This window comes from Streptomyces sp. NPDC026589, from assembly GCF_040638385.1.
Lineage (GTDB): Bacteria > Actinomycetota > Actinomycetes > Streptomycetales > Streptomycetaceae > Streptomyces.
The window spans coordinates 104126-129999 of sequence record NZ_JBEZYG010000025.1 but is presented as its reverse complement, the minus strand read 5'-3'; the positions used below and the strand labels follow the sequence as shown (position 1 = coordinate 129999).

General features: G+C 70.4%; 24 protein-coding genes. 14 read left to right on the top strand and 10 right to left on the bottom strand.

The window, feature by feature from the left end:
- Nucleotides 1-44: 44 nt before the first annotated feature.
- Entirely contained in the window at nucleotides 45-2447 is a 2403-nt protein-coding gene (locus AB0F29_RS33205; RefSeq protein WP_361880065.1) for an immune inhibitor A domain-containing protein, read from the bottom strand.
- A gap of 427 nt (nucleotides 2448-2874) precedes the next feature.
- Between AB0F29_RS33205 and AB0F29_RS33200 the strand changes: the two genes are divergently transcribed.
- Complete coding sequence (locus tag AB0F29_RS33200) at nucleotides 2875-3204, top strand: hypothetical protein (protein ID WP_361880063.1); 330 nt, start codon at nucleotides 2875-2877, stop codon at nucleotides 3202-3204.
- A 33-nt stretch (nucleotides 3205-3237) separates the two neighbouring features.
- On the opposite strand, the gene AB0F29_RS33195 is transcribed toward AB0F29_RS33200, so the two are convergent.
- Both AB0F29_RS33195 and AB0F29_RS33190 read right to left on the bottom strand, forming a co-directional pair.
- Nucleotides 3238-3903, bottom strand: coding sequence for an RDD family protein (locus tag AB0F29_RS33195; protein WP_361880060.1), 666 nt, complete (start codon nucleotides 3901-3903; stop codon nucleotides 3238-3240).
- 207 nt (nucleotides 3904-4110) lie between these two features.
- Entirely contained in the window at nucleotides 4111-5832 is a 1722-nt protein-coding gene (locus AB0F29_RS33190; protein WP_361880057.1) for an RDD family protein, read from the bottom strand.
- Between the two features lie 247 nt (nucleotides 5833-6079).
- Between AB0F29_RS33190 and AB0F29_RS33185 the strand changes: the two genes are divergently transcribed.
- Nucleotides 6080-6562 carry an SsgA family sporulation/cell division regulator gene (locus AB0F29_RS33185; RefSeq protein ID WP_361880054.1) on the top strand — a complete coding sequence of 161 codons (483 nt, stop codon included), beginning with the start codon at nucleotides 6080-6082 and terminating at the stop codon, nucleotides 6560-6562.
- A gap of 72 nt (nucleotides 6563-6634) precedes the next feature.
- Here AB0F29_RS33185 and AB0F29_RS33180 read toward each other — a convergent pair whose 3' ends face one another.
- Nucleotides 6635-8002 (bottom strand): FAD-linked oxidase C-terminal domain-containing protein, encoded by a 1368-nt coding sequence (locus tag AB0F29_RS33180; protein WP_361880052.1) that lies wholly within the window; start codon nucleotides 8000-8002, stop codon nucleotides 6635-6637.
- Between the two features lie 97 nt (nucleotides 8003-8099).
- On the opposite strand from AB0F29_RS33180, the gene AB0F29_RS33175 reads away from it, so the two are divergent.
- Nucleotides 8100-9863 (top strand): tetratricopeptide repeat protein, encoded by a 1764-nt coding sequence (locus AB0F29_RS33175; protein ID WP_361880049.1) that lies wholly within the window; start codon nucleotides 8100-8102, stop codon nucleotides 9861-9863.
- An 87-nt stretch (nucleotides 9864-9950) separates the two neighbouring features.
- Here AB0F29_RS33175 and hppD read toward each other — a convergent pair whose 3' ends face one another.
- Nucleotides 9951-11096 (bottom strand): 4-hydroxyphenylpyruvate dioxygenase, encoded by a 1146-nt coding sequence (gene hppD, locus AB0F29_RS33170; protein ID WP_228925546.1) that lies wholly within the window; start codon nucleotides 11094-11096, stop codon nucleotides 9951-9953.
- Between the two features lie 122 nt (nucleotides 11097-11218).
- Between hppD and AB0F29_RS33165 the strand changes: the two genes are divergently transcribed.
- The 8 genes from AB0F29_RS33165 to AB0F29_RS33130 all read left to right on the top strand — a co-directional run bounded on the left by AB0F29_RS33165 (nucleotide 11219) and on the right by AB0F29_RS33130 (nucleotide 17783).
- Complete coding sequence (locus tag AB0F29_RS33165) at nucleotides 11219-11692, top strand: Lrp/AsnC family transcriptional regulator (protein ID WP_003968841.1); 474 nt, start codon at nucleotides 11219-11221, stop codon at nucleotides 11690-11692.
- Between the two features lie 41 nt (nucleotides 11693-11733).
- The gene (locus AB0F29_RS33160) at nucleotides 11734-12381 is read left to right on the top strand and encodes an ABC transporter permease (protein ID WP_361880044.1); all 648 of its coding nucleotides are present in this window, start codon (nucleotides 11734-11736) and stop codon (nucleotides 12379-12381) included.
- Nucleotides 12374-13642 (top strand): betaine/proline/choline family ABC transporter ATP-binding protein, encoded by a 1269-nt coding sequence (locus tag AB0F29_RS33155; protein WP_361880041.1) that lies wholly within the window; start codon nucleotides 12374-12376, stop codon nucleotides 13640-13642. Before AB0F29_RS33160 ends, AB0F29_RS33155 begins: the two co-directional genes overlap by 8 nt.
- Complete coding sequence (locus tag AB0F29_RS33150; protein WP_361880038.1) at nucleotides 13639-14508, top strand: ABC transporter permease; 870 nt, start codon at nucleotides 13639-13641, stop codon at nucleotides 14506-14508. The genes AB0F29_RS33155 and AB0F29_RS33150 overlap by 4 nt, the downstream gene beginning before the upstream one ends.
- 98 nt (nucleotides 14509-14606) lie before the next feature.
- Nucleotides 14607-15497 carry a glycine betaine ABC transporter substrate-binding protein gene (locus AB0F29_RS33145; protein ID WP_361880102.1) on the top strand — a complete coding sequence of 297 codons (891 nt, stop codon included), beginning with the start codon at nucleotides 14607-14609 and terminating at the stop codon, nucleotides 15495-15497.
- A gap of 76 nt (nucleotides 15498-15573) precedes the next feature.
- Complete coding sequence (locus AB0F29_RS33140) at nucleotides 15574-16188, top strand: metalloregulator ArsR/SmtB family transcription factor (protein ID WP_361880035.1); 615 nt, start codon at nucleotides 15574-15576, stop codon at nucleotides 16186-16188.
- Nucleotides 16189-16231: 43 nt separating this feature from the next.
- Nucleotides 16232-16426, top strand: a complete 195-nt coding sequence (locus AB0F29_RS33135; RefSeq protein WP_361880033.1) for a hypothetical protein — start codon at nucleotides 16232-16234, stop codon at nucleotides 16424-16426.
- A gap of 25 nt (nucleotides 16427-16451) precedes the next feature.
- Nucleotides 16452-17783 carry an MFS transporter gene (locus AB0F29_RS33130; RefSeq protein ID WP_361880030.1) on the top strand — a complete coding sequence of 444 codons (1332 nt, stop codon included), beginning with the start codon at nucleotides 16452-16454 and terminating at the stop codon, nucleotides 17781-17783.
- Here the strand turns inward: AB0F29_RS33130 and AB0F29_RS33125 are convergent.
- Nucleotides 17743-18531, bottom strand: a complete 789-nt coding sequence (locus AB0F29_RS33125) for a S16 family serine protease (protein ID WP_361880027.1) — start codon at nucleotides 18529-18531, stop codon at nucleotides 17743-17745. The two genes, AB0F29_RS33130 and AB0F29_RS33125, sit on opposite strands and share 41 nt — an antisense overlap.
- A 102-nt stretch (nucleotides 18532-18633) precedes the next feature.
- Nucleotides 18634-19278 (bottom strand): helix-turn-helix domain-containing protein, encoded by a 645-nt coding sequence (locus tag AB0F29_RS33120; protein WP_361880025.1) that lies wholly within the window; start codon nucleotides 19276-19278, stop codon nucleotides 18634-18636.
- A 530-nt stretch (nucleotides 19279-19808) separates the two neighbouring features.
- Here AB0F29_RS33120 and AB0F29_RS33115 point away from each other — a divergent pair.
- From AB0F29_RS33115 to AB0F29_RS33105, 3 genes are read left to right on the top strand one after another with little or no spacing between them, the layout of a single operon-like run.
- Nucleotides 19809-20252 (top strand): hypothetical protein, encoded by a 444-nt coding sequence (locus AB0F29_RS33115; RefSeq protein WP_361880022.1) that lies wholly within the window; start codon nucleotides 19809-19811, stop codon nucleotides 20250-20252.
- Nucleotides 20252-22552, top strand: coding sequence for a DUF6571 family protein (locus AB0F29_RS33110; RefSeq protein WP_361880019.1), 2301 nt, complete (start codon nucleotides 20252-20254; stop codon nucleotides 22550-22552). Before AB0F29_RS33115 ends, AB0F29_RS33110 begins: the two co-directional genes overlap by 1 nt.
- Before the next feature lie 37 nt (nucleotides 22553-22589).
- The gene (locus tag AB0F29_RS33105) at nucleotides 22590-23249 is read left to right on the top strand and encodes a hypothetical protein (protein ID WP_361880016.1); all 660 of its coding nucleotides are present in this window, start codon (nucleotides 22590-22592) and stop codon (nucleotides 23247-23249) included.
- 85 nt (nucleotides 23250-23334) lie between these two features.
- Here the strand turns inward: AB0F29_RS33105 and AB0F29_RS33100 are convergent, their stop codons facing one another.
- From AB0F29_RS33100 to AB0F29_RS33090, 3 genes are all read right to left on the bottom strand, one after another.
- The gene (locus tag AB0F29_RS33100; RefSeq protein ID WP_361880014.1) at nucleotides 23335-25119 is read right to left on the bottom strand and encodes a DEAD/DEAH box helicase; all 1785 of its coding nucleotides are present in this window, start codon (nucleotides 25117-25119) and stop codon (nucleotides 23335-23337) included.
- A gap of 158 nt (nucleotides 25120-25277) precedes the next feature.
- On the bottom strand, nucleotides 25278-25661 hold the full coding sequence (locus tag AB0F29_RS33095; protein WP_361880012.1) for a type II toxin-antitoxin system death-on-curing family toxin: 384 nt from the start codon (nucleotides 25659-25661) through the stop codon (nucleotides 25278-25280).
- Nucleotides 25661-25864 (bottom strand): CopG family transcriptional regulator, encoded by a 204-nt coding sequence (locus AB0F29_RS33090; RefSeq protein ID WP_361880009.1) that lies wholly within the window; start codon nucleotides 25862-25864, stop codon nucleotides 25661-25663. The genes AB0F29_RS33095 and AB0F29_RS33090 overlap by 1 nt, the downstream gene beginning before the upstream one ends.
- Nucleotides 25865-25874 lie beyond the last annotated feature (10 nt).

Genomic DNA, 25874 nt, shown 5'->3' with positions numbered 1-25874 from the left:
AGGGGGCGACGGCCGATCACTGTTTGACCTGCGGCTTTACTTGATCAGCGGCCCGAGTGGCTGACCAGCACGCTCATCGTCGAGCCGTTGCGGGGCTCGTGGACGATGGAGATGCGGGTGTTCGTGTCAGAAACCTTGACACTGCCCGTGGGGTTCTCCTTGTGCCAGTAGGTGCCCTTGCGGTCGTCGAAGACCGGGTTGCCCAGGGCGGGCTTGATGTGCAGCGGGACGTCCGCGTTATGGAGCGTGAAGCCCTGGTTCGGGTACCAGCTGAACGGCGCGTCGAACGGCTGGATCTTGTTGCGCAGGAGCGAGCCGTCCTTCCACTTCAGCGGCTTGGCGTGCGCGTCGACCGGCAGGATCAGACCCTGGCCCGGGTGGACGGAGGTGTTGTTGTCCTTCTGGGAGGTGTCCCAGAGCCAGACCAGCAGACCGTTCTGGTACGCGTAGTGCTCGACCCAGTCCGGACGGGTGCCGGAGAAGCCGAAGTTGTACGGGCCGACCTTGAGGGTCTCGTCGTACGACACGTACTGGCGGTTCTCCGCGATGTAGTACTGCGGGTAGTTCTGGGTGAAGGACTCGCCGATGCGCGAGAAGCCCTTCGCGGTCCAGCCGTTGTCGTCGCCCTCGGCGTTGTCCGAGAAGAGCGCGGCGCCGTCGGCCGTGACGGTGATGGCGTCGGCCGCGAAGCCCTTGCCGCCCGCGCCGCCGTCCGTCTGGTAGCGGAAGCGGAGGTCGACCTTCTTGCCCGCGTAGGCGTCCAGGGAGAAGGACAGCTTCTTGTACGCGCCCGAGACGTCGGTCAGGGCCGGCTTGTCACTGGCGTCGCGCGGGAGGGCCTTGCCGTCGGCGGTGCCGTCGAGCGCGGTCCAGTTGGCGCCACCGTTGTCCGACACCTCGGTGTAGAGGTAGTCGTACTCGGCCTCGATGTCGTACCAGCCCGAAAGGTCCAGCGTGGCCTTGGACTTGCCGGTCAGGTCGACCGAACGGGTCAGGGTGTTCGACAGGTTGTCGCCCATGTCGCTCCACCACTGCTTCGCACCCTCGGCGGGCTTGACGACGGTGGTGGTGACGGCCTTCTCGGGCAGCTCGACGACGAGCGCCTGCGGGTTCTTGGTGTTGTACTCCGAGACGCCCAGCTTGTGCAGCGAGGTCTTGCCGGCCTTGGCCTTGTCGTAGTCGAGCCAGCCCAGCTGGAGCTTGTCCCACGAGGTCATGTCGCCCGGCAGGTTGCCGATCTCGCCGGTGCCGGTGCCGAGCCAGGAGCCCGCCGACATCAGGGACCAGAAGCCGACCGAGTTCTCGCCACCGCCGGAGGTGTCGTACAGGTCCGGGAGACCGAGGTCGTGGGCGTACTCGTGGGCGAAGACGCCCAGGCCGCCGTTCTCGGGCTGGACGGTGTAGTCGCCAACCCAGATGCCCGTGTCGCCGATCTGCGCGCCACCGGCCTTGTTGTCCGCGGGGCCGGTCGCACCGGCGTTGGTGCCGTACGCGTACCAGCGGTGCGCCCAGATGGCGTTGGTGCCCTCGGCGCCGCCGCCGGCCGACTCGTCCTCGCCGGCGTGCACCAGCTGGAAGTGGTCGATGTAGCCGTCGGGCTCGTTGAAGTTGCCGTCACCGTCGAAGTCGTAGCGGTCCCACTCGTCGTACTCGGCGAGGTTCGCCTTGATCTCCGCGTCGGTGCGGCCCTTGGCCTGCTGGTCGGCGACCCAGGCGTTCACGCCGTCGCGCACCGCGTCCCACACGTTGGCACAGTTGGTCTGGCCGCAGTAGTTGGAGCCGTAACGGGCCTCGTTGTAGGGGACCTTGACCCAGTCGGAGACCTCTCCCTCGACCGAGTAGCGACCCGAGGAGGTCTTCTCGTAGTAGGTCTTGAGCGAGTGGACGCCCTTGCCCTCGCCGAAGTAGAGCTCCTGGAAGTGCGCCCGGTTGTAGTCGGCCTTCCAGGCGGTGCTGTTGTCCTTCTTCGGGTCCGGCTTGGCGATCTTGTTGTGCGCCGGGCCCGGGGCGCCCCCGAACTTCTTGACGGGCGGCTTGGGGCCGTCGCCGTCCGGGTCGAACATCGTGGCGTCGTCGACCTGGTCGCCGAACTCCAGCAGGATGGTGAAGATCTTGTCGGTCTTCTCCCGGCCGAGCTCCACGTACTTCTTGTCGCCGAGCTTGACGACCTTGGAGCCGTTCCGGTTCGCCACCTTCTTGTCCCCGGACAGCACCTGCTCCAGCGCGGCTTCGCGCTGAGCGGCCTGCTGCTCGCTGAAGGGACCCTCCAGGTTGTGCTCCACGTGCCCCTTGGCCGGCGCCGGATCACGGCGGTCGACGGTGGAGACACCGGAACCTGATGAGCTGTCATGCGCCTGGGCGGTGGCGAAGGTCGACGCCGTCGCGGCGGTCGCGGCCATGGCCACGACAACGGCGGCGGCGCGAAGCGCCCGTCTCTGATTGGTCACTTGATGCAGTCCTCCCCGGGCGTCCGCGCAGCGGCCAGGGGGGTGAGAAACGGGCCGAGCGCGTAAACGCGTCACAAGTGACGACATTCGATCGGAGTTATGAGAGAAAAGACAGACCTTGACTTGAACAGACCAAGTGCACTATGCGGAGCGCCCTTCCGGTATGCGGACGGTATGGGAAGGGCATGGGAACGGTAAAAGAACGTCCGCGGCCCGGACCAGGCCGTTCGCCCCACACCAACAGGCGCGTCCCGCCGTCCGGTTGGTGAGCGGCGTGACTCCGTGCGCCCCCTGTGCACCGGTACCGTGCGTTAGGTCACGCTTACTACCGGTCCGGCCCGGGCATTCACCGTCGTAGGGTCGTTCGGCGCGCACGACCGTGCCGACCGCCGCCCGCCCATCCGACGTCCCGAGGACGGAAACCGCCATGCCGCGTCCGACTGCCGCACAGTTCGCCTACGGTTCGGCCACCGTCGTCGTCACGACGCTCGCCCTGCTGCTGCTGTTCCGCACGGAGTCCGGCATCGGCGTCGCCGCCGTCGGGACGACCGCGCTCGCCCTCGGCCTTCTGGTCGCCGTGCGCCTGCCCCTCCCCCGCCACCGCGCCGCGGAGGCAGCGGGACGGACGGCGACCGCCGGCTCCGCCGCCCGAACCCACCACGCCCTGGAGGGCATCGGGGCCCGGGAGCGGATCACGGCGGGCCGCTCGTCGGCGCCGGCGCCGGCGCCGGCGGACGAGCACTCGCTGCGCCGCTGAGCGGGCGACGACGGACCGGAAGGCGGCCGTCCGCTAGCGGGCGGCCACCACGACCGTCTTGGCCGCCTTGTCCTGGAGCCCCTGCCGGTAGGGCTTGTCGGTGAACATCAGCACGATGTTGATCAGCCACCACAGGCACGGGCAGCACAGCAGCGCCGGGGCCCACAGCACGACGGCCCGCATCAGCGCGGCCCCGGTGTCGGGCACCCGCCCGTCGTTGAGCATCGCGACGCGCAGCTTGAGCAGCCGCTTGCCCAGCGTGCGGCCGTCCTTGTGGGTGAAGTACGTGTCGTAGGCGACGTAGACCACCAGGCCGATGACCGACCACAGCAGCTGGCTCCCGCCGTAACCGTTGGCGACGGCGTCGCCGAACCCGTCGTCGCCGTCCCCGTTGACGTCGACCGCGCCGCCCCAGGGCAGCGAGATCAGATACAGCGGGATCGAGATGACGAGGAAGTCGATGAGCCGCGCCAGGATCCGCTTCCCCGGCTCGGCGAGCGGCGGCATTCCGGCCAGCGGATCGGGCGCTCCGAAGCCGCCGCCGCCGTACGGATCGTTCGGGGGAGGCGGGGGCGGCGGCGGGGGCGGCGCACTGCCGTACGGCCGACCCTCGGACGGCGGCGAGGGCTCCTGCGGCTTCTTGAGGAACGGATCGTCGTCCTCGGGCGGCTGGCCGGGCGTCGGCTGGTCGTTGCTCATGGGGGCAGTGCATCCCGCTCCACCGGGCCCCGCAACGGCTCAGGTGCGTTCGGGGGACACGGAGCGGCATCCGAGTCTAAACGGGCATGTCGCCGCGCGCTCGGGCACGCGTTTCCCTGGAGCCGGGCACGCGTTCGCCCGGAGCCCGGGCACGCGTTGCCCCGGGCCCGCTCAGCACGCCCAGGACGCCCAGCACGCCCAGCGCGCTCAGCCGGCGACGAAGGTGCGGGCCGCCTTGTCGTGCCAGCACTGGCGCCAGGGCCGGTCGATCAGGCACCAGAGAACGTTGACCACGCCGATGACGAGGAGCCCCAGCACGCCGTAGACGAGCCAGCGGCGCAGGGCCGCGCCCAGGGTCGGCGCGTCGTGGGACTCGATGTCCCGTACGTCGAGACCGCAGAGCTTCTTGCCCAGCGTCCGGCCCCACTTGGCCGTCGGCAGCGCCTCCAGGAGGAAGCCGATGAGGAGGAACGCGGCGAGCAGTGCCCCCAGCAGCGCCCCGGTGGTGGAGTCCAGCAGCCAGACGGTGACCGTCTCCCCCGTCTCCTTCGCCGCGGTGATCTTCCGGTCGATGTGGTCGAGCGCCCGGGTCGCCAGCGGGACGGCCGCCGCCCCGACGACCGCGCCGAGCACGAGACTGTCGACCAGCCGGGCGGCGAACCGCTTGCCGAGCCCCGCGGGCCGGGCCGAGGCCTGGTTGCGGGCGAGTTGCTGGAAGGGGTCGTCGACCGGCGGCTTCCAGGGCACGACGGGCTGGTCCGCGCCCGGCCCCTGGCGCTGGGGCTGGTGCGGTAGCTGCTGCTGGTGCGGTAGCTGCTGCTGGTGCGGTAGCTGCTGCTGGTGCGGTTGCTGATGCTGGTGCGGTTGCTGCTGTCGCGGCTCGGGCTGGGCCAGTTCGTGGACCTGCTGCGCCCAGGAGGCCGAGCCGCCGCCGGGGCCCGGCGTCAGCGGCGTCTGCGGGGCCGCCGGGGGCACGGGGGCGGGGGACGGCGTGGGCACCGGGGCGGGGGCCTGGACCGGCCCCTGCCGCACTTCCTGCGGTACGGGAGCGGGAGCCGGGGCGGGGGCGGCCGGCGCGGGGGCCGGCAGGGGTGCCTGCTGTACCGGTGCCGGCCGTACCGGCCCCTGCTGCGGCTGCACCTGCTGTACCGGTGCCTGCTGTGGCTGCACCTGCTGTGCCAGTGGCTGCTGTGACTGCTGTGGCTGCTGCGCGTGCTGTGCCTGCGCCGGCAGTGCCCGGGGCGCGGGGGCCGGTGCGAGGCCGCTCTGTGCCGCGCCCACGTTCTGCGGCCCCTGCTGCGTACCGGCGTTCGACGGTGCCTGAGCGGCCGGCTGAACGGCGTTGGACTGTGCGGCGTCGGGCCCTGCGGCGCGCGGTCCCACCGCGCGGATCGTGACCGTCCCGTCGGTCGGCGGACGCGCCCCGGCCTCCTCGGCGGACCGGCCGCCGTCCCGCATCCCCGGCAGCGCGCCGCCGGTCGGGTCCTGGGCCAGCGGCGCCCTCGGGTCGGCCGACGCCGAGGCGTGGCCGGCGGGCTCCTGGGCCGGCCCGCCCCAGTCGACCCGGCGGTCCCGTTCGCCGCCGAAACCGTTCTGGCGTGCGGTGTCCGCCTGCCAGACGGACGCGGAGCCCGCGTGGTCCGCGGCCGGTTCACCGGAGCCGGCCGCCGGGGCCGCCGGGCCGTCCTGGAGGCCCTCCTGGGGGCCGTCCTCCTCGTCGAAGAAGATCGGCCCGGTCTCCTCCACCGGCGCACCCTGCCCACCGGCGGCGGGAGCGGCGGCCGGACCCGCCTGACGGGGCGCGGGGCGGCTCGTGCCGGGGACCCAGGACGCGCCGTTCCAGTACCGGACGTAACCGGGGATGGAGGGGTCGGGGTAGTAGCCCTCGCGGGGGCTTTCGTCACCGGGTGCCGGAGTTGGCGCGCTCATCAGCGGGTCCCGTATCTCTTCGAGGCCTCAGGCCGTCCCCGCCGGGCGGGCGGACGGCCTCAATACAAGGGTCCACATCTATCAGACCGCCGACCGCCCTCGGGCCGGTCCACCTGTTTGGGACCACTTTCGGGACTGCGCGAAGTTTTTTTGAGAAGTCGCGTAATAGGTGGCGGGGAGGACGCTCTCTCCTTGTGCGGGACGGTCACGGGGCCGGCCCACGAGCACCGGAAGGTTGTGCATTCTCATGATGAGCATCGTGGAACGTGAGCTGGAGCTGAAGCTGGTCCTGTCCCCCGAGCGGTCCATTCCGGTACCCGCCCGGCTGACGTATCGCACGGACGACCCGTACGCCGTGCACATCGCCTTCCACATCGGCTCCGAGTCGCCCGTGCACTGGACGTTCGCCCGGGAGCTGCTGGTGGAGGGCGTGTTCCGGCCGTGTGGGCACGGGGACGTACGGATCTGGCCGACGAAGGTCGCGGGCCGCGGCGTCATCTGTGTGGCCCTCACCTCCCCCGACGGCGACGCCCTGCTCGAAATGAACTCGGCGGCCGTGGCCGCCTGGGTGGAGCGGACCCTGCGGGTGGTGCCGCCGGGTTCGGAGAGCGACCGGCTCGGCATCGACGAGGCGCTGGCGGAGCTGCTGGCCCCGCTGCCGGCCGACGACCTCTGGCTGAGCGACCCGTGGCAGTCGGACGACGCGCCGTCCCAGGACGGCGAGGCGTGAGGGCCGCCGGACGGGAGGGCGCTGTCAGGAGAGCTTGCGGGGTTGCTGTCAGGAGAGCTCGCGGGGTTGCTGTCAGAAGAGCTTGCCGGGGTTGAGGAGGCCCAGCGGGTCGAAGGCCGCCTTGATGGAGCGCTGCAGTTCGATGCCGGTCTCGCCCAGTTCGCGGGCGAGCCACTCCTTCTTGAGGACACCGACGCCGTGTTCGCCGGTGATCGTCCCGCCCAGTTCGAGGCCGAGTGCCATGATCGCGTCGAAGGACTCGCGGGCCCGGCGGGACTCGTCGGGGTCGTGGTGGTCGAAGCAGACGACGGGGTGGGTGTTGCCGTCGCCCGCGTGGGCGCAGACGCCGATGGTGAGGTCGTACTCCTCGGCGATGGCCGCCGTGCCCGCGAGCATCGCGCCGAGCTGCGAACGCGGTACGCAGACGTCGTCGATCATCGTGGCGGGCCTGACGGTCTCCAGCGCGGTGAGCGACATCCGGCGGGCCTGGAGGAGGAGTTCGGACTCGGCTGGACTATCGGCGGGGACCACCTCGGTGGCCCCGGCGGCGGTGCACAGGGCCCCGACGGCGGCGAGGTCGGCGAGGGGGTCGGGGGTGTCGAAGGCGCAGAGCAGCAGGGCCTCGGTGGTCTCGGGCAGGCCCATGGAGGCCATCGCGTTGACGGCACGCACGGTCGTACGGTCCATCAGTTCGAGGAGTGACGGGGTGTGACCACGCTCCATGATCCGGCACACAGCGTCACAGGCGGTGGCTGCCGAGGGGAACTCGGCGGCGAGGACGAGCTGCTGGGGCGGCCGCGGTCGCAGCGCGAGGACGGCCTTGACGACGACTCCGAGGCTGCCCTCGGAGCCCACGAAGAGCCGGGTCAGGTCGTAGCCGGCGACGCCCTTGGCGGTGCGGCGGCCGGTGGTCAGGAGCCGTCCGTCGGCGAGGACGACGTCCAGGCCGAGGACGTACTCGGCGGTGACCCCGTACTTCACGCAGCACAGGCCGCCGGACGCGGTGCCGATGTTGCCGCCGATGGTGCACGTCTCCCAGCTCGAGGGGTCCGGCGGGTAGTACAGACCGTGTTCGTCCACCGCGCGTGAGAGCACCGCGTTGACGACGCCCGGTTCGACGACGGCGATCCGGTCGACCGGGCTGATCTCCAGGATCCGGTCCATTTTCACCAGGGAGAGCACGATGCAGCCGTCCGAGGCGTTGGCCGCGCCGGACAGGCCGGTACGGGCGCCCTGCGGGACGACCGGGACGCGCAGCGCGGTGGCGGTGCGCATGACGTGCTGGACCTGCTCGACCGTGCGCGGGAGCACCACGACGGCCGGGGTGCCGGCCTCGCAGAAGCTCGCCATGTCGTGGGCGTAGGACGCGGTGACGTCCGGATCGGTGATCAGCGCCTCGGGGGGCAGTCCCGCGCGCAGCCGTTCGAGGAGATCGCTCATGATCCAAGCGTGACACCCGGGGCCAATGGTGTGAACCCGTGGGCGGCGACGATCCGAAGGAGCGGTGTGCTCGTATGACTGACGCACAGTGATGGCCATGGATGTCATGCCGCAGCAGGGTCCGGAGTCCCGCCAGCCGCCCGAGCCGCCCCCGCAGGGGCCACAGGACCCGCTGGACCCGCTGGACCTGCTGGACCCGCGAGACCCGCAAGCCCCTTACGTGATGCCCGCCGAAGGCGCCACCGCCGTACCCCCGCCGCCGCCCACCCTGCGGACGACGTTGCGCCGGGCCGCGTTCGGGGCGGTCGCCGCCGGGGTGCTGCTGGCCGGGGCGCTGGTGGCGGTGGAGGACGGGGAGGGCGACGGGCCGAAGGAGCCGGGGCCGGTCGAGCGGGCCGAGGCGGCGGCGACCGCGGGCTCCCCCGCCTCGCTGTCGGACCTCACCGCGCTGATCGGGGACCGGCGGAAGTGGGTGGAGTCCCACCCCGAGGACGCCCCGTCCCTGGCGACGCTCGGCACGGCGTACGTGGAGTGGGCGCGGCGTTCGGCGGACACGACGTACTACGCCCGCGCCGAGGAGACCCTGAAGCGTTCGCTGGAGGCGCGGGCGGGCGAGCGCGGGAACGAGGAGGCGTGGGTGGGCCTGGCGGCCCTGGCCAACGCCCGGCACGACTTCCTCGCGGCGAAGCGGTGGGGCGAGACCGTGAAAAGGCAGCAGCCGAAGGCCTGGAGCGTGTACCCGGTCCTCATCGACGCGTACACCGGGCTCGGCGACCAGAAGGCGGCGACCGCGGCGACGGAGAAGTTCGGCGAGCTGCGCAAGGGCGTTCCGGCGCTGGCCCGCACCGCCGACCTGTATCGGGGCCAGGGCTGGCGCGAGGACGCGCTGGCCACCGCCAGGGAGGCGGCGGACCGGGCGACGCGGCCCCCCGAGAAGGCCGCGGCGCTGCACCGGCTCGGCGAGCTGGCCTGGGAGCGGGGCGAACCGGAGGAGGCGGTGGCGCAGTTCGACGCGGCGCTGCGCACGGACGCCGGTCACCACGCCTCGCTCGCGGGCCGGGCCCGGGCCCTGGTGGCGCTGGAGCGCACCGACGAGGCGCTGGCCGCGTACCAGAGCGCGCTGGCGAAGCTCCCGCGCCCGGAGTACGCCCTGGAGCTGGGCGAGCTGTACGCGTCGCTGGGGCTGGACGGGGACGCCCGAACCCAGTACGCCCGGCTGCGGGAGATGGTGGCGGGGGCGAAGAAGGCCGGGGTCGACGAGTCCCTGGTGCTGGCCCGTTTCGAGGCCGACCACGGGGACCCGGACGCGGCGGTGGAGCTGTTGCGCGGCCAGTGGGCCAAGCAGCACCGCAGTGCGGCGGTGGCGGACGCGCTGGGCTGGGCGCTGCACCGGGCGGGCGAGTCGGAGGAGGGCCTTGAGTACGCGCAGCGGGCCGCGGACACGGGCGTACGGAACGCCTCGTACGCCTACCACCTGGGCGTGATCCAGCGGGAGCTGGAGGACTACGGTCCGGCGCGCCGGAATCTGGAACAGGCCGTGCGCACCAACCCGGCCTTCTCGCCGCTCGCCGCGCCGCTGGCCCGTCAGGCGCTGGACGCGCTGGGCGAGCCGCCGCCGGGCGGGCCGGGCGACACGCGGCCGGCCCCGCCGCCCGCCCCGGAACCGAAACCGGAGACAGAGCGGGAAGGGGAGCGGGAGACGAAGCGGGAGACGAAGCCCGAGGCTCCGGCCCCCTCGAAGGCGGCCCCTTCCGCGTCCCCGTCCCCGGCCCCGTCGAAGGCCGCGGCGAGCAGCCCGGCGGCCGGGAAGCCCGAGGCGGCCGAGGCGACCGAGGCGACCGAGGCGTCGAAGAGTCCCTGACCCGGACAGGACGCCGTGAACGACGTGGCCGCCGCGGTCCGGGGTACTGCCCCGGCCCGCGGCGGCGTCATGTGCGCACGGTGCGGCTCAGAGGTTGCCGCGCTTCTCCTGCTCGCGCTCGATCGCCTCGAACAGGGCCTTGAAGTTGCCCTTGCCGAAGCCCATGGAGCCGTGGCGCTCGATCATCTCGAAGAAGACGGTCGGCCGGTCCTGGACCGGCTTGGTGAAGATCTGCAGCAGATACCCGTCCTCGTCGCGGTCGACGAGGATCTTCAGCTCGCGCAGGGTCTCGACCGGCACCCGGGTCTCGCCGGCCCACTCGCCGAGGGTGTCGTAGTACGAGTCCGGGGTGTCCAGGAACTGGACGCCGGCGGCGCGCATCGCGCGGACCGAGGCGACGATGTCGTTCGTGGCGAGCGCGATGTGCTGGACGCCCGCGCCGCCGTAGAACTCCAGGTACTCGTCGATCTGCGACTTCTTCTTCGCGATGGCCGGCTCGTTGATCGGGAACTTGACCTTGAGCGTGCCGTCGGCGACGACCTTCGACATCAGGGCGGAGTACTCGGTGGCGATGTCGTCGCCCACGAACTCCTTCATGTTGGTGAAGCCCATGACCTGGTTGTAGAAGCCGACCCACTCGTTCATCCGGCCGAGCTCGACGTTGCCGACGCAGTGGTCGATCGCCTGGAAGGTGCGCTTGGCGGCCGGCTCGACCATCGGCGAGGCCGCCGCGAAGCCGGGGAGGTAGGGGCCCTCGTAGCCGGAGCGCTCCACCAGGGTGTGTCGGGTCTTGCCGTACGTGGCGATGGCGGCGAGGACGACGGTGCCGTGCTCGTCCTTGACCTCGTGCGGCTCCGTGAGGCCGCGGGCGCCGTGCTCGACGGCGTACGCGTACGCGGCACGGGCGTCCGGGACCTCGATCGCGAGGTCGATGACGCCGTCGCCGTGCTCGGCGACGTGGTCGGCGAGGAAGGTGCCCCACTCGGTGGACGGTTTGATCACCGAGGTGAACACGAAGCGGGCGGCGCCGTTGGTCAGGACGTAACTCGCGGTCTCGCGGGTGCCGTTCTCCGGTCCGGAGTAGGCGACCAGCTTCATGCCGAAGGCGGTCGAGTAGTAGTGCGCGGCCTGCTTGGCGTTGCCCACGGCGAAGACGACCGCGTCCATTCCCTTGACCGGGAAGGGGTCGGCCCGCCGGGCGGTTTCGGGGCTGGTGTGCAGAGTCTCAGTCATGCTCGAAGGCTCTCCCCACATCGCAAGGTGCGCAATAGTTCGCGCATCTGCTGGTCAATGTGCCCAGTCAATCGCCATGATGGCCGGACTATCTGTACAGGGTGACCATCAGAGGCAGGCTCATGGCGATCGATCATCTGGACGGGCGGCTCATCGTGCTCCTGGCGCGCGAACCGCGGATCGGCGTCCTCGAAGCATCCCGGCGGCTCGGGGTGGCGCGCGGGACCGTGCAGGCGCGGCTGGACCGTCTTCAGTCGAACGGCGTCATCCGGGGATTCGGTCCCGACGTGGATCCGGCGGCGCTCGGCTACCCGGTCACCGCGTTCGCCACGCTGGAGATCAAGCAGGGCCAAGGGGCCGACGTACGCGCCCACTTGGGCGGGGTGCCGGAAGTGCTGGAGCTGCACACCACCACCGGGCACGGCGACATGTTCTGCCGCCTGGTCGCCCGTTCCAACGCGGATCTCCAGCGGGTGATCGACCGGGTTGTCGGATTTGATGGCATTGTCCGGGCCTCCACGGCGATCGTCATGGAGAACCCGGTTCCGCTGCGGATCATCCCGCTGGTGGAACAGGCGGCCGAGGACACCGACTGAGCGAAGCGCTCGGGAGGCCACCCGATCCGAAGGAGCGCCGTGTGAGCTTCTGGGAGTATCTGAACACCCGCCACCAGCAGCTCCTCACGGACGCGTTCCAGCATGTCAGCGCGGTCTTCCAGTGCATGGTCATCGCCACCGTGCTGGGCGTGGTCATCGGCGTGGTGAGCTACCGGAGCGGCTGGGGCGGTTCGCTCGCCATCACCTCCACGGCCACGATCCTCACCATCCCCTCGCTCGCCGCGATCGGTCTGCTGATCCCGCTGGTCGGCCTCGGTGTCGCGCCGACCGTGATCACCCTGACGCTGTACGGGCTGCTGCCGATCGTCCGGAACTCCATCGTCGGGCTGCGGGGCGTCGATCCGTCGCTGGTCGACGCGGCGACGGGCATCGGGATGTCGCGGCCGGCCCGGCTGTGCCGGGTGGAGCTGCCGCTCGCCTGGCCGCCGATCCTGACCGGGATCCGGGTCTCCACCCAGATGCTGATGGGGATCGCCGCCATCGCCGCGTACGCCTCCGGGCCGGGCCTCGGCAACGAGATCTTCCGGGGCATCGCCTCGCTGGGCAGCGCCAACGCGATCAACCAGGTCCTCGCGGGCACGCTCGGCATCGTCGTCCTCGCCCTGCTCTTCGACGCCGCGTACGTCCTGCTGGGGCGGCTGACCATCCCGAGGGGGATCCGTGCCTGAGACCGAGACCGGCGCCGTAGTCGCGGAGGAGGGGGCCACCGCCACCTCCGGGGCCACCATCCAGCTGGAGAACCTCACCAAGAGCTACCCGGGCACCCCGAATCCGGCCGTCGAGAACGTCTCGATGGAGATCAGGGCGGGTGAGACGGTGGTCTTCGTCGGGCCGTCCGGCTGCGGGAAGTCCACCACCCTGAAGATGATCAACCGGCTGATCGAGCCGACGTCGGGCCGGATCCGGATCGACGACGAGGACGTCACCGACATCGACCCGGTGAAGCTGCGCCGCAAGATCGGGTACGCGATCCAGTCCTCCGGCCTCTTCCCGCACATGACGGTGGCGGACAACATCGCCCTGGTCCCGAAGATGGTCGGCTGGTCCAAGTCGCGGGTGAAGGACCGGGTGGAGGAGATGCTCGACCTGGTGGGGCTGGACCCGCGCGAGTTCCACGGCCGCTATCCGCGCCAGCTCTCCGGCGGGCAGCAGCAGCGGGTGGGGGTGGCGCGGGCGCTGGCCGCCGACCCTCCCGTCCTGCTGATGGACGAGCCGTTCGGGGCGGTCGACCCGATCACCCGCGACCACCTCCAGGACGAGCTGATCCGGCTCCAGCACGAGCTGCACAAGACGATCGTGTTCGTCACCCACGACTTCGACGAGGCGATCAAGCTCGGCGACCGGATCGCGGTGCTGCGGGAGCGCTCGCACATCGCGCAGTTCGACACCCCCGAGGCGATCCTGACCAACCCGACGGACGACTTCGTCTCCGGCTTCGTCGGCGCGGGCGCGGCCCTGAAGCGGCTGAATCTGACCCGCGTACGGGATGTGGGCATCGCGGACTTCCCGACGGTGACGGTCGAGGACCCGCTCCAGTCGATCTTCAACAAGCTGCGCAGCGGCCCGCACAACGAGCTGCTGATGCTGGACCGCCGCAACCGCCCGTACAAGTGGCTGCGGCGCGGCGACCTGATGCGGGCGCGCGGTTCGCTGGCGCGGGCCGGGCAGCTGGTGCACGACACGGTGACCCGGGACGCCACGCTGCACGACGCGCTGGAGGCGGTCCTCACCGACAGCGGGGGCCGGGTCGCGGTGACCGGGCGGCGCGGGGAGTTCATCGGCGTCGTCGACATGAAGACGCTGATGGACAACGTGCAGGAGCTGCTGGAGGCCGACCGGCTGACGGCGATGGAGCACCAGCACGAGCTGGAGGAGCTGCGGGTCCACCGGACGGAGCAGGAGCTGGAGGGGGGTGGTGGCGGCCGATGAGTCCCAGCCATCCGTCCGGCTCCGGCAAGGGCCCGGCCACCCCCACCCGGCCGCCGGGCGAACACGACGTCAAGGGCCACGCGTTCCACGACGAGGAGAGCGCCCCCTCCCCCGCCCCGGCCGCGCCGGAGCGCCGGTTCACCTGGCGGAAGCTGGTGGTCCTGCCGGTGGTGCTGGTGGTCATCCTGGTCGTCACCTACGTCTGGATCACCAACATCCACCTGGACTCGATCGCGGAGAACTCGCTGACCGGCGGCAATGTGCAGCTGCGCTGGTGGCAACACGTGCGGCTGACGGCGATCTCCACGTTCTGGGTGCTGATCATCGCGATCCCGCTGGGCATCGCCCTGACCCGGCGGCGGTTGCGGAAGGCGGCCCCGGCGTTCACCGCGCTGGCCAACGTCGGGCAGGCGACGCCCGCGATCGGCCTGCTGGCGCTGCTGGTGATCTGGCTGGGCATCGGCCCGCGGACCGCGATCATCGGCATCGTGATCTACGCGGTGCTCCCGGTGCTCTCCAACACGGTGGCGGGCCTGCGGGGGATCGAGCCGAACATGATCGAGGCGGCGCGCGGGATGGGGATGTCCGGCCGGGGCGTCCTGATGAAGGTGGAGCTGCCGCTCGCGGTCCCGCTGATCCTGGCCGGGGTGCGTACGGCACTCGTCCTGAACGTCGGCACGGCGACGCTGGCGACGTTCGGCGGGGGCGGCGGACTGGGCGACCTGATCACCTCGGGGATCCAGACGCAGCGGATGCCGGTGCTGGTCATCGGCTCGGTGCTGACGGTGGTGCTGGCCCTGCTGGTGGACTGGCTGGCCTCGCTGGCCGAACTGGCGCTGACGCCGCGCGGGCTGGAGGAGCGATGAGGAGGACGGCGTACGTTCCCCGGCGCGGGGCCGTGGCGATCGGTGGCCTGGCCCTGGCGGTGGCGCTGGGCGGCTGCGGGCTCAAGAGCGGATCGCCGATGGTGGACGACGTGTCGCCGGGGTCGGTCGGGCGGGGCGAGCCGCTCAAGGGCGCGACGCTGACCGTGACGTCGAAGAACTTCAGCGAGAACATCATCCTGGGCCAGATGACCGGCCTGGTGTTCAAGGCGGCCGGGGCGGAGGTCCTGGACCGGACGAACCTGCCGGGTTCGATCAGCGCGCGCGAGGCCATCATCAACGGCGACGCCGACGCCCAGTGGGACTACACCGGCACCGGCTGGATCACCTTCCTCGGCCACGCGGACCCCATCGTCGACCCGAGGAAGCAGTACGAGGCCGTGCGGGACGAGGACCGGGGCAACGGGGTGGTCTGGCTGCCGCCGGCGCCGCTCGACAACACGTACGCGCTGGCCGTCAGCAAGAAGAACAACGCTCGGTACCGGCTGAGGACCCTCTCGGACGTGGCGGCCCTGGCGAAGAAGGACCCGGGCGCGGTGACGATCTGCGTGGAGAACGAGTTCGCCTCCCGCGACGACGGGCTGCCCGGCATGGAGAAGAAGTACGGGATGAGCATCCCGGCGGGCAACATCCGGAAGATGGACGCCGGGATCATCTACACCCAGGTCTCCGAATCCGACTCCTGCCTGCTGGGCGAGGTGTTCACCACCGACGGCCGGATCAAGGCGATGAACCTGGACGTCCTGGAGGACGACAAGAACTTCTTCCCCAACTACAACGCCTCCCCGGTCATCCACGAGGCGACCTTCGAGAAGTACCCGGTGATCGCGGAGCTGCTGGACCCGCTGGCGAAGAAGCTGACGACCGAGGTCGCGCAGACGCTGAACGCCAAGGTGGACGTGGAGGGCGAGGACCCGCACGAGGTGGCGAAGGACTGGCTGGTGGCGGAGGGGTTCATCAAGGAGGGGTGAGTTACAAAGAGTCGTTGCAAATGATTCCTTGCAAAAAAAGCTTGCAAAGCTCTCTTTGCATCTCTACTTTCGAACCATGGCAGAGAACGAGGACGTCCGCCCCTACCGGTACGACGGCACCGACCGGAAGATCCACAACGTCGACGCCCGCACCTTGCGGGCCATCGCGCACCCCCTCCGGATGCGGCTGCTGAAAGCGCTGCGCGAGTCCGGCCCCGCCACCGCCTCCAAGCTCGGCGAGCGGCTGGGCGAGTCGAGCGGCGCGACCAGCTATCACCTGCGCCAGTTGGCCGAGTCCGGCATGGTCGAGGACGCCCCGGAGCTGGGCAAGGGCCGCGAACGCTGGTGGCGGGCGGCCCACGACGGCTCGACCGTCGAGAGCGCCGAGTTCCGGAAGCACGCCGACCCGGAGGTGCGCGGGGCCATCGGCTTCCTCCTCCACGAGACGGCCACGAACCACGCCCAGGAGCTGAACACCTGGCTGGGAACGATGGACGACTGGCCGGAGGAGTGGCAGCGCAGCTGGGACATGAGCGACTTCGCGATCCGCCTCACCCCGGAGCTGGCACTGGAGCTGTCCCGGAAGGTCCAGGAGCTCGTGGAGGGCTACCGGGGCGTCGTCCCCGACGACACCGAGGGCTCGGCCGTCGTCCGGACCCACCTGCACACCTTCCCGCGCCCCTCCGAATGAGCGCCACGCCGCCAACAGCCCACCCCCCGAAGGGAACCGCCTTATGCACGCCGACATCCACCACCTCCTGCACACCGCCCGAGCCGCCGAACTCCACCACGCGGCAACGGTGTTCCGCCTCCCCCGCACCAGCCTGCGCACCCGGATCGGCTGGACCCTGGTCGAGGTGGGTCTGCGCCTGACGACCCAGAGCCGGGAAGCGACCGCGCCTCGCGCCGCCGCCTTCCATCCGGCGTAACCATCGACTCGGGGGAGACAGCACCATGGGGCATCGCAGGAACCGCACCCCGCTCGCCGCCACGCTCGCGGCCAACTCCATTTCCACCGCCGGCACTTCACTGACATTGATCGGCGTCCCCTGGTTCGTCCTGGAGACCACCGGCAGCGCGGGCCGGGCCGGGCTCGTCGCCTTCTGCGCCACCCTGCCGATCGTCGTCGCCGCCCTGATCGGCGGACCGGTCATCGACCGGATCGGCCGCCGCCGGGTCGCCATCGCCTCCGACGCGGTGTGCGCGTCGGCCATCGCGACGATCCCGCTGCTGCACTTCGCCGGCGCCCTCGACTTCTGGATGCTGTGCGCGCTGATGGCGGTCAACGGGTTCGCCCACACCCCGGGCAACACCGCGCGCTACGTACTGATCCCGGACCTGGCCGAGCACGCCGGCACCACGCTCCCCCGGGCCGCCAGCCTCTTCGACGCGGTCTCGCGCGGGGCCCGGATGGTCGGCGCGGCACTGGCCGGGGTCCTCATCGCCTTCGTCGGCGCGGAGACGGTCCTGCTGCTGGACGCGGCGACGTTCGGGCTGTCCGCCCTGCTGATCGCCGCAGGGGTACGGGGAGTGCGCGCGGCCGAGCCGCGCAAGGCCGAGGCCCTGGTATCGCTGCGCGCCTACGGCTCCGAACTCCGCGAGGGATACGCCCACTTGCTGGGCAACCGGCTGCTGCTGGCGATCGTGGTCATGGTGATGTTCATGAACGGCACCGACCAGGGCTGGTACGCCGTGCTGCTCCCCGTGCACGCCGAGGCCGAGCTGGGCGGCGCGACCGCCATCGGGCTGCTCACCGCGATGTTCGGGGCGGGCGGTCTCGCGGGGGCCCTGCTGTACGGGGCGGTGGGGCACCGGTTCTCACGGCGGACGGTGTTCACGGTGTGCGTCATCCTGTGCGGCGCGCCGAGGTTCCTGGTCGCCGCGGTGACCGGGACGACGCTGCCGCTCGCGGTGACGATGCTGCTCGGCGGGATCGCGGGCGGCGTGCTGAACCCGATCCTGACGACGGTGGTCTACGAGCGGGTACCGGACCGGCTGCGCAGCCGGGTGTCGGGGGCGCTGACGGCGGGCAGCGAGTTCGCGATGCCGCTGGGCGGGCTGGCGGCCGGGCTGCTGGTGGAGGGCACGGGCGCGACGGGGGCGCTGCTGCTGATGGGCGGGGTCTACTTCCTGGCCACGCTGAGCCCGCTGGTGTTCCCGTCCTGGCGGACGCTGGACGACGGGCCGGTGACGGAGCCCGTACAGCCGGCGCCACCCGTCGAACAGTCGGTGCCGTCGGCGCAAGTCAGCAGCTCGGCACCTTCCCGCCCGACTCCAGGGCCCTGAGCGAGCCGACCGCGTCCTTCAGCGTGGAGACGGGCACGATCCGCAGCCCGTCGGGCGCCTCGGCCTCCGCCTGAGCGCACTCGGCCTTCGGCACGAGGAAGACGCTCGCCCCGTCACGGTGGGCGCCCTGGGCCTTCATCGACACGCCGCCGACCGCGCCGACCTCGCCGTCCGCGTCGATCGTCCCCGTACCGGCGATGGTGCGGCCGCCGGTGAGGTCGCCGCCGGAGCCGTTGCCGTCGAGCTTGTCGATGATGCCGAGGGAGAGGAAGAGGCCGGCGCTCGGGCCGCCGACGTCGCCGAGGTCCACCTCGACGCGCATCGAACCGGGCTCGCGGTCCAGGTAGTTCAGGGCGGCGTCGACGGCGACGTTCTGCGACTGCCTCATGTCGTCGAGGTTGTGCTTCTCGATCTCCTTCTCGGAGCCGCCGGTGGGGTAGACGGAGTCGCGCGGCATGACCGCCCGGTCGGTCCGGAACCAGCCGTCGATCACCTCGCCGATACCGACGTCCGTCTTCGGCCCGGTGGCGAGGATCGTCGTCATCCTCAGTTGCCCGTCGGTGGGCCGGGTCTCCGCGCCGGTGATGGTGATCACGGGCCGCCCGTCGTCCTCGCCGAGCACGTCCGCGGTCAGTCCGGGCCGGGCCAGGGTGAACGGCAGCGGTGCGAGGGCCGCCGTACCGAAGAGGGCGAGGACGGGCAGCGCGCAGAGGGCGAGGACGCGGGGGCGCGTGAGACGAGTGAGCACGCACCCAATCTAACCGCCGCCCTCCGGCCGGAACGCGCCAGGCGTACGCCGCCCCCGCCGTCTCCGCGGGGGCGGACCCGAGCACTCCTCGGCCGGTACGGGCTACCGCAGCGCGTCGGCCACCTCCCGGGCGGCGTCGAGCACGCGGGGCCCGACCCGTTCCGGTACGGCGTCGGCGAGCATGACGACACCGACGCTGCCCTCCACGCCCGAGACCCCGACCAGGGGCGCGGCCGCCCCGCTGGCCCCGGCCTCGAGTTCGCCATGGGTGAGGGTGTACCCGGGGTGCCCGGCCTCCGTCGTCTGCCGGGCGGACAGGATGGCTCGGCCCGCCGCACCGCGGTCCAGCGGATGCCGGAAGCCGGCCCGGTAGGCGACGTGGTAGTCGGTCCAGGTGGGCTCGACGACGGCGACCGCGAGGGCGTCGCTGCCGTCGACGAGCGTGAGATGGGCGGTGGCCCCTATGTCCTCGGCCAGGGAGCGCAGCGCGGGCAGCGCGGCTTCCCGGACGAGCGGATGCACCTGGCGGCCGAGCCGCAGCACACCCAGGCCGACCCGGGCGCGGCCGCCCAGGTCACGGCGGACCAGGGCGTGCTGCTCCAGGGTGGCGAGCAATCGGTAGACGACGGTCCGGTTGACACCGATCTTGTTGGACAACTCCGTGACGGTCAGGCCGTGATCGGTGTCGGCGAGCAGTTTGAGGACGCGCAGTCCTCGGTCGAGCGTCTGGGAGGTCTCCGCTGTCACGACGCCCTCTCCTCTTCGGGGTGAGCGACGACGGTCCTGCTCCGGCGGGGTTGCGACGCCGGTCCCAGCGGCGACGCACGGAGAGGCCGCCGGCCTGGCAAGGCACCGGCTGCGCTCCGCGGCGGCGTTGCCACGGGGCGTTCATATGGCGGGGACAGTAGCGATCCAGTCCGCTCAGCGGAAGTCCTCGTCCAGAATCCGGTCTCCGGACACGGAGCCCCGGAACGGCTCACACATAAAGGCCGGTCAGCGGGGCGGCGTCCGGAAAGCGAACATCTACGCGCGTTCACGTGTCACGACTGGTGCACAACAGGGCACACTCAGGGGTGAACAGGCGTTAACACTGCGTAAAGTATTGGTACACGATTCCTTGTGCCTCTCCCTTGGTCACCGCATGCCGGAAGCACCGTCTGTTCGGAATGTGTGACGAACAACGGAACGGGCGGCCGCGCGACGCGCCTGATGGGTAGCTTTCCTGACACACAGCCGCCGGCAACGGGCGGCCGGGCTCGCGGGAGGCGTTCAGATCCATGGCGTGGGACGAGTGGGAGCAGCTGAAGGCCGACGCGGCCGACCAACGGATGCGGCTGAACCAGTTACCGCCGGAACCGAGTGGCGGGGGCGGCAGTCGGCAAGGGGACCTCGCGGTCAACCAGACAGACCTGGCCGCGATCGGAGACGCGGCTTTCGAGCTGCATCAGAACTTCGGCCGGGTGAGCGAGCACGCCCGCGCCGCTTCTCAGAAGGCGGCCGGAGGGCTGAAGACCCAGGGGTTCGCACTCGGCGGCGCGCTGGACCACGTGGCATCGCGCTGGATCGACCAGTCCAGGTCGTTGTTGGACGCCACCGCGCACATCTCCAACCACCTCGACTTCACCAAGGGCGCCCACGCGGGCGACGAGGTCCACATCGCGGGAACCGTCAGCAGCATCGCCACGCTCGACGCGGGCTTCAACGAGAGGAAGGGCGCCTGATGGACCTCGACGCCCTCCGCTTCGGCAACTTCTCGCAGCTCGGTGAGGCGATCACCGACTGGGAGCAGATGGTCAAGAAGTTGGCGACCCTCAAGAGCGATGCCAAGGACCACCTGGGCGGCAAGGCGGCAAAGGCCCGGTGGGCCGGGGAGAACGCCACCGTCACCCGGTCCTTCGTGGACAAGACCGCGGGTGAGTTCGCCGACGCCCACACCCAGGCCCGCACGGTCGCCCGCATCCTCGGAGACACCCGGGACGAGCTGGTCGCCTTCCGCGACGAGCTCAACGAGGTGATCTCGCAGAGCGGGAAGAAGAACCTGACGGTGAGGGACACGGGCGACGGGTCGTTCACCGTCACGATGAACATCCACCCGGACCGCGCCGCCCAGGGCACCACGCTCCCCGAGCACAGCCAGAACGACGTGGACGGCCTGCGGGACCGGGTCCAGGCAATCCTGCAGAAGGCCACGCGCAGCGACACCACCGCGTCCGAGGCGCTGCGGCTCATCGTGAACCAGGCCGAGCACGGGTTCTCCGGCGCCGACTACACGGACCGGGACTCCGCGGCGAAGGCCGTCGCCGAGGCAGCGGCACTCGCCAAGATCCTCAAGAAGGACCCGACCGACCTCACGATGACGGAACTGAACACGGTCAACGCCACACTCGCCAAGTACGGCAAGGACCCCTTGTTCGCGGAGAAGCTCACCACCTCCACGACGCCCGACGGCCTGCTGAAGTTCTACGCCGGAGTCGCCGACCCGTACCAGGGCTATGGGGCCGACCCGAAGCGGCTGGAACAGGCCAAGCTTCTCCAGAAGAATCTGGGTGTCGCGCTGGGCACCGCCACACTCTCCGACAGCGCGGCCATGCGGTCCTGGGAGCAGAAGATGGTCAAGCTGGGCCCGGAGGAACTCGGCACCGACCACGCGAACAATCCCCGTGGATTCGCCGTCATGAGCAATCTCATGCGGTTCGGCGACTACGACGACCAGTTCCTCAACGACTACGGCGAGAAGCTCGTGGCGTTCGACAAGGAACGCAACGTCGAGCACATGAGTCCATGGATCAACAACTGGAACAACGGCGACCTGAACTTCTACAGCAAGGACGACCGGGGCCGCGACCCGATGACCGGCTTCCTGGAGGCCCTCGGCCACAACCCCGGTGCCGCGACGCAGTTCTTCGCCCAGCCGGAAGGCGCCGGAGCGGGGGTCGACAAGGAATCGGAGGTGAACGAGAACCTCAAGTACCTGACGAAGGAACGCATCTGGCTGTCCGACGCCCTCATCATGGGCGGTGACAACAAGGTCATCGCGGGCCACGACTCCCTCGGCCACGCGCTGGAGGCCGCCACCACCGGATACGTCTACGACGGCGACCCGATGACCGCCAAGGATCCGTTGATCCCCGGCAACCGCGATCTGCGCACCGCGGAGACGGCGGGGGTCATGGAACAGGTCGCGTTCCTGTACGGGAGCGAGGACGGGCCGAAGATGCTCCATGAGCAATCCCAACTGGCCGACAGTCTCGGCAAGATGGGGGCGGCGTACATCGACGACATCGACTACAGCGTGTCGGGCGTCGGGGACCGGGCGAAGGACGAGGAGCTCTTCGCGCCGAAGTATCAGGGGCGTGCCGACTTCGGCGAACAGGGAGCCATCAACTTCCTCAGTGTGATCGGCCAGAACGAAACGTCGCACGGAGTCGTCTCAGCGGCACAGCACCTGTACACCCTGAGCATGCTCGATGCCCACCCGCCCACCAGCGAGGCGAACATGAACAAGGCGCATGACGCCTTGACGACCGGTGGCGAGGTGCGCGGCATCCTCGACCACTCCCGCGTACAGCAGGCGGAAGTGACGTACAAGGGCGAGGCCGAGGAGCAGAACAAGTCGCTGGGCCGCTCCGGTGACTGGGTCAAGCTGGGTGCCGGAGTCGTGGTGGGGGGCGGTATCGCCGCCATCCCCGTGCCCGGTTCGACGGCGGCGGCGCTCGTGGTCGCACCGCTGGCCGCGGACACGATCGGCAACGCGGTCAACACCTTCATCGGGCACGAGATCGACAAGGGGATCGACGGGGCCCAGAAGGACCCGACGGAACAAGCGCAGCTCACGAGCCAGGAGTTCTACTCGCGGGGCATCGAACAGCAGGCCGATGCCTACGCGACCTATATCGGGGCGGACCCCGACGTCAAGGAGGACACGAATCTCCGGGACTGGCCGCAGCACATCGAGAACAGCTATTTCGGCACCGGGTCCCAGCAGAACGACTACCGAGGGCGCCCTGCCTACAAGGACTGACGCCCGCCCACTCCGAATCTCCCTTAGGCAGCGTGCCATGCGCAACAGACCGCACTGGATGCTCTACGGGGGCCTGATACTTCTCGTGGCCACCGCCTGCACCGACGACGAGAGCGGCAAGGAAACGACGTTCTCGGCATCACAGGTGTGCGACAGCACACTGACCTCGTCTTCGTCGAAGTCCCTCGAGCGCCTGGCGTCGGCCGAGCGTTTCACCGAACTCACCGGCACCAACCAGCAGGGAGACGCCAACGAGTTCTCTCTGGAACTGGCCGCGAAAAGGCTCTACGGAGATGTGAAGGAACGCAACATCTGCAGGGTCTACAAGGCCGGCGATGACAGCGGGATCCCGTTGCTCAAGATCGAGTTCGAGCCCACGGAGAACCACCCCGTCCCGGAAGAGGAAACGCGGAAAGCCGACGGAGACCGGCTCGTCTTCCCTCTCGGCTCCTACGCCGAGGTCAACGGCGACGGCGGGGCGAACCTGTATTTCGCCTGCTCGACCAAGGGGCCCGAGGGTGCTTCGCCCTACGTCAGGGCGAGGATGTACTCGCCCGGGGGCCCGTCGGCCCCCGGCTCCGAACCCGAGGACCGCATGACCGTCCTCAACGACGTCGCCCGCGGCCTGGCCGAGGAGCTCGGCTGCGCCGACGAGGCCGCGCTGCCCGACCAGGTCCCCGAACCCGTGAACGGCTGACGGCCTCGACGAGGACGCGAAGGAGGGCGGGACGCGTACGGATACGCGTCCCGCCCTCCTTCCTTCCTCGGGCCCGTTCTCCCGGTCACGTCATCCGCGTCGCCCACTCCTGGACCTTCGCGATCCGCTGCTGGATCTGGTGTGCCGTGGCCTCCGCGCTCGGCGGGCCGCCGCAGACGCGGCGCAGTTCGTTGTGGATCACACCGTGGGGCTTGCCGCTCTGGTGCGTATAAGCGGAGACCGTGGTGTTGAGCTGCTTGCGCAGGCTCAGCAGCTGCTTGTGGGTGACCACGGGCCGGGCGTCGGCCGGCTTCTCCAGGAGGTCGGCCTCCTCGGCCGGCTTCTGGCGGCTGTGCGCGATCTGCCGGGTCTGCCGCTTCTGGAGGAGGAGCTGGACCTGGTCGGGTTCGAGGAGCCCGGGGATGCCGAGGTAGTCCTGTTCCTCCTCGGAGCCGGGGTGCGCCTGCATACCGAACTCGGCGCCGTCGTACAGCACCCGGTCGAAGACGGCGTCGGACTCCAGCGCCTCGAAGGGCAGCTGCTCCTCGGTCTCCTCGTCCTCCAGCCTCTCCGCGTCGGCGAGGAGCTTGTCCTCCTCCGAGAACGGGTTCTCCTCGTCGCTGCCCTTCTTCGGCTTGTCGAGCACGTGGTCGCGCTCGACCTCCATCTCGTTGGCGAAGTCGAGGAGCATCGGGATGGTCGGGACGAAGACGGAGGCCGTCTCGCCACGCCTGCGGGAGCGCACGAAGCGGCCGACGGCCTGGGCGAAGAAGAGAGGCGTGGAGATCGTCGTCGCGTAGACGCCGACGGCGAGGCGCGGCACGTCGACACCCTCGGACACCATGCGCACGGCGACCATCCAGCGCGACTCGTCCGCGCTGAACTTGTCGATCTTCTTCGAGGCGGCCTTCTCGTCGGAGAGGACCACGGTCGGCGTCTCGCCGGTGACCTTCTTGAGGATCTTGGCGTACGCGCGCGCCGACTCCTGGTCCGTCGCGATGACGAGGCCACCCGCGTCGGGAATGCCCTTGCGGACCTCGGTGAGCCGCTTGTCGGCGGCGGTGAGCACGTTGGGGATCCACTCGCCGGTGGGCGCCAGCGCGGTGCGCCAGGCCTGCCCGATGGCGTCCTTGGTCATCGGCTCGCCGAGCCGCGCGGCGATCTCGTCGCCGGCCTTGGTGCGCCAGCGCATGTTGCCGCTGTAGCTGAGGAAGATGACCGGGCGGACGACGCCGTCGGCGAGCGCGTTGCCGTAGCCGTAGGTGTAGTCGGCGGAAGAGCGGCGGATGCCGTCGTTGCCCTCCTCGTACGCCACGAACGGGATCGGGTTGGTGTCGGAACGGAAGGGCGTGCCGGTCAGCGCGAGCCGCCGGGTCGCCGGGTCGAACGCCTCCTGGCAGGCCTCGCCCCAGGACTTCGAGTCACCGGCGTGGTGGATCTCGTCAAGGATCACGAGGGTCTTGCGCTGCTCGCAGCGGTTGCGGTGCAGCATCGGACGGACGCCGACCCCGGCGTACGTCACGGCGACCCCGTGGTACTCCTTGCTCAGCGGGCCGGCACTGTACTCGGGGTCGAGCTTGATCCCTATCCGGGCGGCCGCCTCCGCCCACTGCTTCTTGAGGTGCTCGGTCGGGGCGACGACGGTGATCTGCTGCACGACATGGTGGTGCAGCAGCCACGACGCGAGGGTCAGCGCGAACGTGGTCTTGCCGGCGCCGGGCGTCGCGACGGCGAGGAAGTCGCGCGGCTGCTCCTGGATGTACCTCTCCATGGCACCCTGCTGCCAGGCTCGCAGCTTGCCGGCGGTGCCCCAGGGGGCGCGGCCGGGAAAGGCGGGTGAGAGGTGGTGGGAGGCGGTGGTAGTAGTCACGGTCTCCGGTTCGGGGCTCTCGGGTACGTGGGGCGCTGTCCGCACCGGACCCGGCCCTTGATCGGCCCGGCCCGCGATACGACAACCGGGCCACCCTACCGGGGGCCCGGTTGAAACCCGGCACGAACGAGCCGTGCCGGGGGCCGGCGAGACCGTGCTCACATCGCGTCGTGCAGCGCCCTCAGCCGCTCCGCGATCCGGTCCACATCCTCGACGCTGCCCATGGCCACTTCGATGACCAGCTTGTACGCCTCGTCTTGGTCGACCTCGACCATGTCGGTCCCGTTGACGTCGAGAAACACGACCGTGGACATCCACGCCATACGCTTGTTGCCGTCGACGAGCGGGTGGTTCACGGCCAAGGACTGCAACAGCCCGGCGGCCTTCTGGAACAGGTCCGTGTACGCCTCGACACCGAACATCTGGGACTGGGGACGGTGAACGGCCGAGCTGAGCAATCCGAGGTCGCGCACCGCGACCTGCTGCCCCCCGCAGGCGAGCTCCGCCAGGTCCAGGACTTCCTGGACCGTCAGGTACTTCACTACTCCCCCAGCCTCCGCAGCAGATCGGCGTGGTGCACGGCGTACTTCGCGCCGAGTCGGCGGACCGACTCCCGGTCGACCTCGACCTCCAGATAGCGGTCGATGGCCTGAAGCACGATGGCGTGCATACTCCGCCCCTCCTGCTCGGCACGGAGCTTCAGCGCCTCTTGCTGGTCCTCACGTATACGCAGGTTCATCGCCATACCAAAAAGG